The following is a 13,593-nucleotide window of genomic DNA, read 5'->3' as shown; positions in this document are numbered from 1 at the left end:
CTGAATTTCCTTCAACAATTTTTAAGCGGGGCCTCCTAGCCTGCAGCTCACATGGTCATTCGAATTGTGTGAGCGTACCCATGACCGAAACTCTTCGCCCTCGGGTGAAATATGTCATTGGCCCCGACGGCAGCCCCCTGACCGTTGCGGACCTGCCGCCTCCCGGTACCCAGCGCTGGGTGATCCGGCGCAAGGCAGAAGTGGTGGCCGCCGTGCGCGGCGGACTTCTGAGCCTCGAGGAGGCCTGCAACCGCTATGTGCTGACCACCGAGGAATTCCTGTCCTGGCAGGCCTCGATCGACCGCCACGGCCTGGCGGGTTTGCGTACCACGCGCATCCAGCATTATCGTCAGTAGACTCGGGATCAGGCCTTCCGGCCTGCTCTTTCCGCTTGCTGCGGATACGACAGTCCAAGAGCAGGTTGCGATGATCAAAAGCCGCAATCTGCTCTTTTTTGTCGCGCGGCGCGCCACATCTCCACGGCCTATAATAGCCTGTTGATCTGCGAGATCGGGTTCATGCTCCCCGCACAAAGGGTCTTGGCGTCATACCAAGGCTCGACGATGCCGACCGGGCGAAGCATGACCTTCCTGGACATGGCCTTCCTGGAAACGCTGGCGTCCTCGCCCGCTCTTTAAAGCGCTCAGGCCGGCCGATCGGAAGCGAGGACGGACGCCACGAATAGACAACGTCCGAACGCCTTGGGTTGGCCTGTCCAGCGCTGCGAACGCTTCGCTGTCGTCTGCCCATCGCCGGGATTTCCGCCGGTGCACCGACGTCGGGGCCTGGAAGAGTTCGGACGCGCCTACGCCAGAGATGGCCCGGAACTTGCTTGACTGGAGGTCTGTTCACACAATCGCGGCGATTGCATGAAGACCGTCCCACGGCAAAGGCCTAGCGTGAACGCGACGTCGAGCGGGGGCATGGTCGTCGCGCCGCACTGGCTCGCCACAGAGGCCGGGGCAAAGGTCCTCGAACAGGGGGGCAATGCCATCGAGGCGCTGGTTGCCGCGAGTGCGGCACTCTCGGTCCTCTATCCACATTTTTGTGGTCTCGGCGGAGACGCGGTTTGGCTTGTTGCCGATCGCGCGGGCTCTGCCACCGTCTTCCTGGGTATTGGCCAGGCGGCGAGGTTCATCCCCGATCTGCCTGCCATCCCGCTCCGCGGGCCGCTTTCGGCCATGACGACGGCGTGCCTCGTCGACAGTTGGGGACAAGTCCTCGACTACTCCCACAGCCACTGGCAGGGCCGATTGTCCATCACCGGCCTGCTCGACGACGCCGTCGCGCTGGCACAGGACGGCTTCGACGTCAGTCCTTCTCAAGAATTCTGGCATCGTTTCCGCGCAAGCGAGGTCACGCAATGGCCTGGCTTCCAAGAGATCTTCTCCCGGGACGGCATACAGCGCCAGCCGGCTTTGGCGAGTTCGCTGCGCGCCATAGCCGATCGCGGCGTGCGCGAGTTTTACGAAGGCGAGCTGGGCGCGCGCATCGCGTCGGGCCTCCGGGCCGCCGGTTCACCCCTGACTGCCGCGGATCTCACCAGCACCCGCACACTCCGTGAGCAGCCGCTTATGCAACGCTATCGCGACGTGACCCTTCTTGCGCCGCCGCCGCCGACGCAAGGCGCGACGACGCTTGCCATCATGGGCGTCTTGTCTTCCTTCGATCTGGGCCGGCTCGACCCTGCCTCGGCCGAATTCTATCACCTCCTCGTGGAAGCCGTGAAACGGGCTTTCCTCGATCGCCCATCGATCGCCGATCCCACCTTCACGGATGTGAATATCGCGCGGTTGCTCGATGGGCGCCGGTTGGCTGCGAAGGCACGCTCGATCGAGCTCGACAGGGCGTTGCCTTGGCCGCAACCGTTCCAGACCGCCGACACGGCCTTCCTGGCGGCGACGGACAGCGCGGGCAGGAGCGTCGCCATGCTGCAGAGCCTTTATTTCGACTGGGGCAGCGGCGTCGTCGCCGGCGACACCGGCATCCTGTGGCAGAACCGCGGCGCGGCCTTCAGCCTCGATCCGGCGAGCCCGAACTGCATCAGGGCCGGCAAGCGTCCCTTCTACACGTTGAACCCCGGTATCGCCTTGAAGGACGGGCGTCCTTGCCTGCTCTACGGCACTCAAGGCGCCGACGGACAGCCGCAGACCCTCGCTCTGCTGCTGTCGCTGCTGATCGACCACGGGCTCGATCCGCTTGCGGCGCTATCCCGGCCGCGTTTCCTTCTGGGACGCACCTTCTCGGACAGTCGCGACAGCCTGAAGATAGAGGCCCATGCCGGAGGCTCGCTCCTTGCCGAGCTTGCGGACAGGGGACATCAGGTGGGCCGGATCGAACCCTTCAGCCAACTCGGCGGACATGCCGGCATCATTCGCCTCCGCCCCGACGGGACGATCATCGCTGCACATGATCCGCGCAGCGATGGCGGGGCGATCGGTCTTTGACGATGAACATTCTCCCAGCCGACCTGCTTATCCGCAATGCCCGCCTGCCGACCAGTGAGGAACCGGTCCACTTGGCGATACGGGATGAGGCGATCGCCGCGATCGGGCGAGAACTTCGCTGTGAAGCGGTTGAAATTGTCGACGCTGAAGGTGCGCTGGCTTGCGGCGGCTTCGTCGACAGCCACATCCATCTGGACAAGGCCTGTATCCTCGATCGCTGCCGCATCTGCGAGGGTACCTTGGCGGAGGCGGTGCGCGAGACGGCAAGAGCCAAGGCGTCCTTCACCGAGGCGGATGTCTATGCACGGGCCGCTCGCGTCGTCGAGCAGGCCATCATACAAGGCACCATGGCGATGCGCAGCTTCGTCGAGGTCGATCCGCGCGCCGGCTTGCGCTCCTTCGAAGCCGTCAAACGCGTTCGCCGGGATTACGCGTTCGCCATCGATATCGAGATCTGCGCCTTCGTGCAGGAAGGGCTCACCAACGAGCCGGAAACGCTAGGTCTGTTGAACGAGGCCCTGGCGGGCGGAGCGGATCTGGTGGGTGGCGCTCCCTACACCGATCCCGATCCGGCTGGACAAATCAGCCTGATCTTCGACCTCGCGCAAGCGCACGGCGTCGCTGCCGACTTCCATCTCGATTTCGATCTCGCACCCGAAAAGAGCAATCTGCCCGTCGTCCTGAAGGAAACGATACGACGCGGTTGGCAGGGGCGCGTTTCGCTCGGACACATGACGAGCCTTTCGGCGCGGCCGTCGCATGAGGTTGAAGCGATCGCGACAGGGCTCCGGGAGGCCGGTATTGCAGTGGTGGCCCTACCAGCCACCGACCTGTTCCTAAATGGCCGCGAGTATGAGCGACTGGTGCCGCGTGGGGTCGCTCCGACTCATATTCTGGCCTTGAGGGGCGTGAATGCCTCGATCGCCACCAACAATATTCTCAACCCCTTCACGCCATTTGGCGATGCCTCACTCCTCCGCATGGCGAACCTCTATGCCAATGTCGTTCAACTTTCGCGCACCGAGCATCTGCGGCTCGTATTCGACATGATCGGTCCCCTTGCAGCGCGCGGAATGCGGCGCGCATCCGGCCTATCGGTTGGAGCGGCAGCCGACATCGTACTGATCGACTGCGTGACGCCCGAACAGGCGATACGTGAGAACAGCCGCGTGATACGAGGCTGGAAGCGCGGTCGCCCGACATTCCGTACGACGAGGCCGGAGATCATTCGTCGAGATTACTGATGTCGCCGGGCTGCAACGCCAGAGGCAGTCGAATTCCCCAGTTGGAGCAAACCGCATTTGGACCGAAACGCTTGTTGCTAGCCTCGCAGGTCCTTGCGCAGGATCTTGCCGACATTGGATTTCGGCAGGTCGTCCCTGAATTCCACGAATTTCGGTACCTTGTAGCCGGTGAGATGCTGCTTGGCATAGGCGCGCACCGCCTCGACCGTCAAAGCGGGATCGCTCCTGACCACGAAGGCCTTGGGTGCTTCGCCGGCCGCGCCGTCTGGCACGCCGATCACCGCTGCTTCCTTGATACCCGGCATCTTGGCCAGCACATCCTCCACCTCATTGGGGAAGACGTTGAAGCCCGAAACCAGGATCATGTCCTTGCGCCGGTCGACGATGCGGAAATAGCCCGCTTGATCCATCACGGCGATGTCGCCGGTGAGGATCCAATCGCCGCGCATCACCTTGGCCGTCTCGTCCGGGCGGCGCCAATAGCCGGCCATCACCTGCGGCCCGCGCACGGCGAGTTCGCCGGGCATTCCGAGCGCCACCTCGTTGAAATCGTCATCGACACATTTGACATCGGTATCCGGCAAGGGAACGCCGACAGCCCCATTATGCCCCGACCCGAACGGGTTGAAGCAGACGACGGGCGACGTTTCGGTCAGACCGTAGCCCTCCCCCACCGGCACGCCGACGGCCTTGTGCCAGCGCTCGGCCACCGCAGCCTGCAGGGCCGTGCCGCCGGCGATGCAAACCCTGAGATGGGGCTTGGGCATGGCGGTGAACCAGGCCTCGTTCAGCAGGCCGTTATAGAGCGTGTTGACGCCGGTGATGTAGCTGACCGGATATTTCTCGAAAGCCTTGCGCAGATTGCTCAGGGGACGCGGATTGGGCACCATCAGCACATGGGCGCCGCGCGCCGTGAAGGTGAGGAAATTCACGGTGAAGGCGAAGATGTGATAGAGCGGCAGCGCCGTCATGATCACATCGTCCCGCGTGAAGGCGCCGCCCCCGAAGGCCAGCACCTGCAGGACATTCATGACCAGGTTGCGGTGGGTAAGCATGGCACCCTTGCTCACCCCGGTGGTGCCGCCGGTATATTGCAGGCAGGCCGTGGCCGAGGCGTCCATGCCGGCGGTGATGTCCGCGACCTTCAAGCCACGCGCGAGCTTGGCCTGGCCGAGTGCCAGGGCCTGCCTGAGGCGGATATGCGGGAAAGTCGCGGCGGGAATCTCCTTGCGTACATGTTTCTGCACCAGGCCGATCACGGTACGCGGCCAGCCCGGGAAGAATTCGGCCGCGCCGATCAGGACCACATGCGGCACCTTCACCGTTGCGAGGGTCTTGGCGGTGCGGTCGGCGAACATGTCGATCACCACCAGCACCGAAATGCCGCCATCGGCGAAGACAGCGCCCGCCTCCTCGGCCAGGTAGAGCGGGTTCACGTTGACCAGTACGCAGCCTGCCTTGAACACGCCGAAAGCGACCACCGGATAGGCAAGCCCATTGGGCGCCTGGATGGCCACGCGCGAGCCCGGCGGCAGTTTCAGCTCGGCGTGGAGATAGGCGGCGAACTGATCCGACAGTCGATCGGCCTCGGCAAAGCTCAGCGAGCCATGCATTCCGTTGGGCATGACGCAGGTGTAGGCGGTCTTGCGCGGGGTCTCGCGCGCACTCTGGACGATCATGTCGCCCAGCAATCTGTAGGGCACCTCCCCGACATGCGGTTTCATGTCTCCGTCATAGGCCGCCAACCATGGCCTTTGCTCAGACGAAACCGCCGTCATGATTCCTCCCAATCCGTTTATGGTTGACGATATCATGACGGAATTGTCGCGTCGGGCAAGCTGGCTCGAAACGGACGCACATTAATTCGGGGGAACGAAGTAGAATTCCGTGGTCAAGCCCGACAGGCGCTCCGGACGCTGCTTGTCCCCCGTCGCCTCCTTCACCTCGGCCGTCACCCTCTTCATCAGGGTTTCGACCTCCACACCCGGCGCGCCGACATTGTCGAGAAAGGCGCGGGTGAAGGGAGAGTTGCGCCCGGTGCCGTCCGCCGCCACGTCATTGGGCTGGGTGGCGAACACCACCAGCGTATCGGGCGAATCGACCGTGATGCGGGCAAGCCCGCGCGTCTCCGCATAGGACCGATTCCGCGCCTTCAGCTGAGCCTTGAGGGCATCGGCAAACGGATTGTTGCGGCAGCCGTCCAGAAAGACCAGCGTGGTCTTGGCCTGCGTATCCACGGTCTGCAGCAGACGCTGCAGCGACACGTTGAACTGCTGGACATCGAACAGGCTGCGCACCCTGGTATCGACAGGCAGCAGCCAGTTCTCGCCATCCACCTGCATGGCGTGGCCGGAATAGTAGAAGACGGCGACATCGGCGCCCTGCGCCTTGGCGACGAAGCGCTCCACCGTATCGGAAAAGCCCGCGAGAGTGAGGTCGTAGCCGGTCACGACCTCGAAGCCGAGCTGGCTCAGGCGAGCGCTGACATCGGCGGCATCGTTGTGGGGATTGGCAAGGGGAGCCTGCGGATAGGCGGCGTTGCCGATCACCAGGGCAACGCGACGCTGCGCCTTGATGGCCGCGAGCGCGCCGGCCATGGGTGCCACATTGGCGCCGGACGGCGGAACGGGTGCCGCTGCGCCGGACTTCTCGACATCGGCCAGCAGGTCGCGCGTGTTCAGGAAATCGGATTTCTGGGCAAGGATGTTACGGAAATCCGCCGCGGCCAGATCGAGCTTGCCGAGTTCCTTGTAGGCCTGGCCCCTGCCGTAACGCGCGTTGAGATAGGAGGGATCGAGGTCCAGCGCCTTGGTGAAATCGGCGATTGCGTGCTCATAGTCCTTTTTCAGGCCATAGGCGCCGGCCCGCCCGCTCCAGGCGAGGACGGTATCCGGCTGGAGGGCCAGAGCACGGTCGTAGTCGGCGATCGCTTCGTCGAAGCGCTTGGCGAGTACGTAGTTGTTGCCGCGATTGACGAGGGCATTGACATAGGTGGGATTGAGCTTGAGCGCCTGGGAGAGATCCGAAATCGCCCGGTCGGTCTGCTTGAGTTCGGCGTAGACGTTGGAGCGGCCGCTATAGGCGTTGAAGAATTTCGGGTTGATGCGGATCGCCTCGCTATAGCTCTTCATCGCCTCCTCGTAGCGGCCCTGGTTGAAATAGACGTTGCCGCGGCCGTGATGGGGATTGGCATCGCGCGGATCGAGCTTGATGGCCTGTCCGAAATCCTGGAGGGCGAGATCGTTTTCGCCGCGCCAGAAATGCACGTTGCCACGGCCGACATAGGCCGTCTCGTTCCTCGCATCGAGGCGCAGCGCCTCGACGAAATCGGCCAGCGCCTCGTCATAGCGCTGCAGGCTGACATAGGCGTTGCCACGGTTGGAAAAGGCATAGGTGCGAAACTGCTCTCGCCGTCCTTCGGGCAGATCGAGAAACTGCGTGCAGGCTTTGACGCTGCCTGCCGGATCCTTCCCGATGGCCCGGCAACTCTGCCAGAGCGCCTCGACGGCGGCCGGCGCCGTCCTGGCTGGCGCGATCGTCGGCATTGCCCACAAGGCACCGACCAGTATCGCTGCCGGGATCAGCCGTTTCCCGAGCTCCATGGCAATCACCTCGTTCATGAAAAAGGCATGATGAAATCAATGGCTTGCGCAGGCTGTTCCATGCACAACACCAGACCATGCCCGAACTTGGCATTGCTGTCCAAAAGCAAGGGATGGGTCTCGCCCGGCGACAGACCCATCCCCGCTCGGTTTGCGAAAGCGAGCGTCAGCCCATCTTCACCATGACGTGGCGCGCCACGGTGTAGTCCTCCAGGGCATACATCGACAGGTCCTTGCCATAGCCGGAGGACTTGACGCCGCCATGTGGCATCTCGCTCACCAGCATGAAGTGGCAGTTCACCCAGGTGCAGCCATATTGCAGGCGCGAAGCCATCTGCATGCCCCTGGAAATGTCGCGGGTCCACACCGAGGAGGCCAGGCCGTAGTCGGAATCATTGGCCCAGCCGAGAGCTTCCTCGACATCGTCGAAGCGGGTTACCGAGACCACCGGCCCGAACACCTCGCGCCGCACGATCTCGTCGCTCTGCAGGGCCCCGGCGACCACGGTGGGTTCATAGAAGAAGCCCTTGCCGGCCGCCTGGTGGCCGCCCGTGGCGATCTCGATATGCTTGTGCTCGGTGGCCCGCTCGACGAAGGAGGCGACGCGCGAGCGCTGGCGCGCCGAGATCAGCGGGCCGATATCGTTCTCGTCATCGTTGGGCTGGTTGTATTTCAGCCCTTTCACCGCACCGGCGAGCTCGGACACCAGATTGTCGTAGATCTTGCTGCCGGCATAGATGCGGCAGGCCGCGGTGCAATCCTGGCCGGCATTGTAATAGCCGAACAGCTTCACGCCCTCCACCACGGCCTCGAGATCGGCATCGTCGAACACGATCACCGGCGCCTTGCCGCCGAGCTCGAGATGGGTGCGCTTGACCGTCTTGGCGGCCGCCTGCAGCACCTTCTTGCCGGTGGCGATATCACCCGTCAGCGACACCATCGCGACCTTGGGATGATGGATCAGGGCATTGCCGACGCTCTCGCCGCGCCCGACCACGACATTGACCACGCCTTCCGGAAAGATCTCCGCAATGCTGGTGGCGAGCTTGAGCAGGGTCAGCGGCGTCTGCTCGGACGGCTTGATCACGATGGTATTGCCGCCCGCCAGGGCCGGCGCCAGTTTCCAGGCTGCCATCATCAGGGGATAGTTCCAGGGTGCGATCGAGCCGACCACGCCGACGGCATCGCGCCGGATCATCGAGGTGTGCCCGGCCAGATATTCCCCGGCGACCAGCCCGTGCATGTTGCGCACGGCGCCGGCGAAGAAGCGGAAGCAATCGACGACGCCGGGGATCTCGTCCTGCAGCACGCGGATGCGCGGCTTGCCGCAATTGAGCGCCTCCAGCGTGGCATAGGCCTCGGCATCCTTCTCGATCGCATCGGCCAGCTTGAGCAGCAGGGCCGAGCGCTCGGCCGGGGTGGTGCGCGACCAGCCGGCGAAAGCCGCAGCTGCCGCCTCCACGGCCTCGTCGACCTGTTCGACGGAAGCTTCGGGAAGGTCGACCAGCGTCTCCTCGGTCTTGGGATTGAGCACCTTTTCCGGCGCCTCGGTGCCGGGCACGAATTTCGAACCGATCAGCATTTTGGTATCGAGCATGGCAATCTCCTTGGGCATTCCAGAAGCGTTTTCCAGAAAAGTCGACGGACTTTTCGCTTAAGAAAACGTGTCAAAACAAAGAGTTTGAGCAAGGTGCGATTGAGAGATCGCACCTTGCTCAAGAGGCCTGGTCATTTGCCGGAGCCGGCGACGTTTTCGCCCTCACGGGTGAAGTAATAGGCGGCCAGGATCGGCAGGGCGGTGACAAGGATGACGATCACCGCCACCACATTGGTGACCGGGCGCTGACGCGGCCGGATCAATTCCGACAGCATCCAGATCGGCAGGGTCTGCTGCTGGCCGGCGGTGAAGGTGGTGACGATCACCTCGTCGAAGGACAGGGCGAAGGCCAGCATGCCGCCTGCCAGCAGGGCCGTGCCGATCGAAGGCAGCACGACATGGCGGAAGGTCTGGAAGCCGTCGGCTCCAAGATCCATCGAGGCCTCCATCAGCGAAGGCGACAAGCGGCGGAAACGCGCCACGGCATTATTATAGACGACCACGATGCAGAAGGTCGCGTGGCCGAGCACGATCGTCCAATAGGAGAAGGGTATGTCGGCCAGGTTGAAGGCGGCACGCAGCGCAATGCCGGTGATGATGCCCGGCAGGGCGATCGGCAGGATCAGCAGCAGCGAAATGGCTTCCCGGCCGAAGAACCTGGTGCGCGACAAGGCCGCCGCCGCCAGCGTGCCGAGAATGATGGCGAGGATCGTCGAGACCAGCGCGACCTTCACCGAGAGCCCCAGCGCGGCCCAGACATCGGGCCGGTTCCAGGCGACACCGAACCACTTCAGCGTGTAGCCCGGCGGCGGGAACTCGAAGCTGCGCTCCTCGGTGGTGAAGGCATAGAGGATGATGAAGAGAAGCGGCAGGTGCAGGAAGAGCAGGCCGGCGGCAGCGGCGAGACGCAGGCCCAGCGGTGAGCGGTTCTCGGTCATGGTGCCCTCGCCGGAACGCCGATAGCTGGCGACAGAGTTGCCGCAGGCCGAATGCCGGCGGGCACCGATACGCCGGTCGTACGAGATGATGGGCCTGACAAAAGAGCGCGACATAGGAGTCCCCTCGCCCCGTTCTTACGGGGAGAAGGGGTGGCTGACGTTGCGTCTTTGCGCCGTGAGTTATCATTCTTGGGCACGATACCCGCGCTCTCTTTGCGATCACAGCGCATCGAAGGCCCCCAATCGTTTGGCGACGGTGAGGAAGATGCCCATGATCAGCACCGGCACCACCGAAAAGGCTGCGGCCAGCGGGATATTCCCTGCGGTGCCCTGCTGGGTGTAGACGACCTGGCCGAGGATCAGCGAGGACGGTCCGACGATCTGCGGCACGATGTAGTCGCCGAGGGTGAGCGAGAAGGTGAAGATCGCCCCAGCCACCACGCCGGGAAAGGCCAGCGGCAGAATGACCTTGCGAAAGGTCTGGCCCGGGCTGGCGCCGAGATCGCCGGAGGCCTCGATCAGCGAGCCGGGCACGCGCTCCAGCGCCGCCTGCACCGGCAGGATCATGAAGGGCGTCCACAGATAGAGGAACACCAGCACCATGCCGGTATAGCTCACCGAGAGCGAGGGGCCGCCAAGGATGGGCAGCGACAGCCAGGCCTCCAGCAGCCATGCAAGGCCCAGCTTGGCCATGATCCAGCCGATCACGCCTTCCTTGGCCAAAAGCAGCTTCCAGGCATAGACCTTGACCAGATAGCTCGACCACAGCGGCATCATCACCGCGATATAGAACAGCGCCTTGATGCGCCCGCGGGCATAGCGGGCGGCATAATAGGCGATCGGGAAGGCGATCACGGCGGAGAGCAGCGTCACCACCGCCGAAAGGCTCACCGTGCGGATGATGATGTCGAGATTGGAGGGCGACAGCAATTCGCCATAGGTCTTGAGCGAGGGCTTGCGCACGATGGTGCCGGAGAACTCGTCGATCGAAAAGAAGCTCTGCGCCAAGAGGGCAAAGAGCGAACCGAGATAGACGATGCCGAGCCAGAGCAGCGGCGGCACCAACAGGAGCAGGAGATAGAGCCCACGCCGGGCAACCAGCACATCCGAGATGCGCCGCAGAAGGCCGTCCCGTGGGGCCTGAAGGGTGGCGAGGCTCATCACGCGTCCTCCATCAGGTGCAGCGCCTGGCGGGGAAAGCTGACGCGCACGGCCGCTCCCTGTTCCGGCGGCGTGCCGATGGCGGCGGGAATGGCGGCGCTGAGGCGGGCGCCGTCATTGGTGCGCAGTTCCAGGCGATTGACGGCGCCATGATAGAGCACCTGGGTCACGGTGCCCGGCACCACCACGGCATCGCCGGCGGCGCCCACGCCCTGGGGCAGCAAGGTGATCTTTTCCGGCCGCAGGCTGGCCGCGCTGCGCACACCGATCCAGCCCTGCGTCTGGCCCGGCTCGATCACATTGGAAGATCCGACGAAATCGGCGACGAAGCGGGTACGCGGCCGCTCATAGATGTCCTGCGGACTGCCGACCTGGGCGATGCGCCCCTCGTTGAACACGGCGACGCGATCGGCCATGGACAGGGCCTCGCCCTGGTCGTGGGTGACGAAGACGAAGCTGAGGCCGAGGGAGCGCTGCAGCGCTTTGAGTTCGCTTTGCATCTCCTCGCGTAGCTTGAGGTCGAGGGCGCCGAGCGGTTCGTCGAGCAAGAGAACCTTGGGCCTGACCACCAAGGCGCGGGCGAGTGCCACGCGCTGACGCTGGCCGCCCGAAAGCTGGCCGGGCCGGCGGTCTTCCTTGCCCGCGAGCTTGACCATGGCAAGGGCCTCGCGTCCCTGGCGATAGCGCTCCTGCCGGGCGACGCCGCGGATCATCAGGCCGTAGCAGACATTGTCGAGAATGTTGAAATGCGGAAAGAGGGCATAGTCCTGGAAGACGGTATTGACCGGGCGCCGATAAGCCGGCATGCCCTCCACCGCCTCACCGAAGATCTCGATATGGCCTCCGGTCGGCTGCTCGAAGCCCGCGATCAGGCGCAGGCAGGTGGTCTTGCCCGAGCCGGACGGCCCCAGCATGGCGAAGAATTCGCCGGGCGCGATGTCGAGATCGACGCCGTCGACCGCCTTCACGCTGCCGAAATGTCGCTGGACGCCGCGGAACGAGACGGCAGGAGTGGTGCTGGTTTCAGCCATGAGGATACCTCGAGGACGGGGGACACAACCTGGGCTGGTTCAGCCGCCTCTGTCTGGACGAAAATTTCATGGCCCGCATGGGCACAAAGGCGAAGCGCTGGTACGCCGATCTTCAGATCGGCATACCCTGGAGAAAGTGCGATTTCCGCTCGACCTTTGTCATTGCCGGGCTCGACCCGGCAATCCAGCCCCCACCGAGCGCTGTGGGCGGGGCCGCTGGATGCCCGGATCAAGTCCGGGCATGACAAAGGTAGCACTTCGAGTATTTCCGAATAAGCGCCTTCGTCGCGCGTGCTTGCCTCAACGCCCGCCGATCACGGCGATATAATCCGTGACCCAGCGGTAATAGGGCACGCAGGCGCTCTGCGTGGTGCATTTGGCCACCGGGGTGCGCCAGAACTTGATCTTGGGGAAATTGTCGAAACCGTTGGTGGCGCAGCCCGTATCGGTCAGCAGCGCATTGCCCTTGCAGGCCGCCGGAACGGAGGGAAGCGAGCCGAACCAGGCGGCGACATCGCCCTGAACCTTGGGCTGGATCGAATGTTCGAGCCACATATAGGCGCAATTGGGATTGGCGGCATCGGCGGCCATCATGGTGGTATCGGCCCAGCCCGTCGCCCCTTCTTCCGGCACGGTGGAGGCGATCGGCTTCTTGTCGGCCTGCATCAGATTGACCTGGAAGGGCCAGGAACCGGACGCGACCACGCCTTCATTCTTGAAGTCGTCGACCTGGATGTTGGCGTCGTGCCAATAACGCTGGATCAGGGCATGCTGCTGGCGCACCAGCTCGAGCACCGCCTTGTACTGGTCCTCGTTGAGCTCATAGGGATCCTTGATGCCGAGCTCGGGCTTCTTGCTCATCAAATAGAGCGCGGCGTCGGCGAGGTAGATGGCGCCGTCATAGGCCTGGATGCGGCCTTTGTTGGGCTTGCCGTCCGGCAGGTTCTGCGGCTCGAACACCACGCTCCAGCTCTTGGGCGCTTCCTTGAACACGTCGCTGTTGTACATCAGCACATTGGGGCCCCACTGATAGGGCACGCCGTAATGCTTGCCGTCGACAGTATGCCATGGCGCGTTCTGGAGGCGCTCGTCGACGGTTTTCCAGCTCGGGATCAGCGAGGTATCGATCTCCTGCACGCGCTTGCCGGCGACCAGGCGCAGGGAGGAGTCACCCGAAGCGGTGACGAGATCGTAGCCTCCCTCATTCATCAGGGCGACCATCTCGTCGGAGGTGCTGGCGGTCTTCACATTGACCTTGCAGCTGGTCTTCTTCTCGAAATCGGTGACCCAGTCATAGCTCTTGTCGGTGTCGCCCCGCTCGATATAGCCGGGCCAGGCCACGATGTTGAGCTGGCCCTCCCCCTTGCCGATCTCCTTGGCGAGCGCCGGTACGGCTACTGCCGTAATACCCGCCAACGCCACAACCCATCTAAGCCTGAACATGATGCTTTTCCTCTGGTTGCCGTCCGTTCGAATACAGGGCGAATTCTTGATTGCGGCGAGCATGCCTTGGAAAAGCCACAGGCGCCACACCATTCGGGAGATCGATGATATCGGTTTTTCCGATATCATC

10 protein-coding genes are annotated in these 13,593 nt (G+C 63.6%); 3 read left to right on the top strand and 7 right to left on the bottom strand.

The annotated features are described in order from the left end of the window. The first annotated feature begins 80 nt into the window (after nucleotides 1-80). The 3 genes from sciP to ACTJKX_RS29740 all read left to right on the top strand — a co-directional run bounded on the left by sciP (nucleotide 81) and on the right by ACTJKX_RS29740 (nucleotide 3,691). Nucleotides 81-356: a CtrA inhibitor SciP gene (gene sciP / locus ACTJKX_RS29750; RefSeq protein ID WP_068297942.1), complete on the top strand. Its 276-nt coding sequence runs from the start codon at nucleotides 81-83 to the stop codon at nucleotides 354-356. Nucleotides 357-923: 567 nt separating this feature from the next. Then, entirely contained in the window at nucleotides 924-2,447 is a 1,524-nt protein-coding gene (locus tag ACTJKX_RS29745; RefSeq protein ID WP_440727466.1) for a gamma-glutamyltransferase family protein, read from the top strand. 2 nt (nucleotides 2,448-2,449) lie between these two features. Further along, nucleotides 2,450-3,691, top strand: a complete 1,242-nt coding sequence (locus ACTJKX_RS29740) for an amidohydrolase family protein (protein WP_394314585.1) — start codon at nucleotides 2,450-2,452, stop codon at nucleotides 3,689-3,691. A 77-nt stretch (nucleotides 3,692-3,768) separates the two neighbouring features. On the opposite strand, the gene ACTJKX_RS29735 is transcribed toward ACTJKX_RS29740, so the two are convergent. From ACTJKX_RS29735 to ACTJKX_RS29705, 7 genes are all read right to left on the bottom strand, one after another. Next, on the bottom strand, nucleotides 3,769-5,415 hold the full coding sequence (locus ACTJKX_RS29735) for an AMP-binding protein (RefSeq protein ID WP_367625087.1): 1,647 nt from the start codon (nucleotides 5,413-5,415) through the stop codon (nucleotides 3,769-3,771). A 135-nt stretch (nucleotides 5,416-5,550) separates the two neighbouring features. Next, nucleotides 5,551-7,293 (bottom strand): tetratricopeptide repeat protein, encoded by a 1,743-nt coding sequence (locus ACTJKX_RS29730; protein WP_440727465.1) that lies wholly within the window; start codon nucleotides 7,291-7,293, stop codon nucleotides 5,551-5,553. Between the two features lie 166 nt (nucleotides 7,294-7,459). Continuing rightward, nucleotides 7,460-8,890, bottom strand: a complete 1,431-nt coding sequence (locus tag ACTJKX_RS29725; RefSeq protein ID WP_394314583.1) for a gamma-aminobutyraldehyde dehydrogenase — start codon at nucleotides 8,888-8,890, stop codon at nucleotides 7,460-7,462. A gap of 131 nt (nucleotides 8,891-9,021) precedes the next feature. Next, nucleotides 9,022-9,828, bottom strand: a complete 807-nt coding sequence (locus tag ACTJKX_RS29720; RefSeq protein WP_440727483.1) for an ABC transporter permease — start codon at nucleotides 9,826-9,828, stop codon at nucleotides 9,022-9,024. A 219-nt stretch (nucleotides 9,829-10,047) separates the two neighbouring features. Next, a complete protein-coding gene (locus ACTJKX_RS29715) occupies nucleotides 10,048-10,989 on the bottom strand; it encodes an ABC transporter permease (protein ID WP_440727464.1) in 942 nt (313 codons plus the stop codon). Then, the gene (locus ACTJKX_RS29710) at nucleotides 10,989-12,020 is read right to left on the bottom strand and encodes an ABC transporter ATP-binding protein (protein ID WP_440727463.1); all 1,032 of its coding nucleotides are present in this window, start codon (nucleotides 12,018-12,020) and stop codon (nucleotides 10,989-10,991) included. Before ACTJKX_RS29710 ends, ACTJKX_RS29715 begins: the two co-directional genes overlap by 1 nt. Before the next feature lie 300 nt (nucleotides 12,021-12,320). Beyond that, nucleotides 12,321-13,463 (bottom strand): ABC transporter substrate-binding protein, encoded by a 1,143-nt coding sequence (locus ACTJKX_RS29705; protein ID WP_440727462.1) that lies wholly within the window; start codon nucleotides 13,461-13,463, stop codon nucleotides 12,321-12,323. Between the last annotated feature and the right edge of the window lie 130 nt (nucleotides 13,464-13,593).

Origin of the sequence: Labrys sp. 22185, assembly GCF_052045555.1 — a bacterium.
GTDB lineage: Bacteria > Pseudomonadota > Alphaproteobacteria > Rhizobiales > Labraceae > Labrys > Labrys neptuniae.
This window is presented reverse-complemented; position numbering and strand designations above follow the sequence as displayed.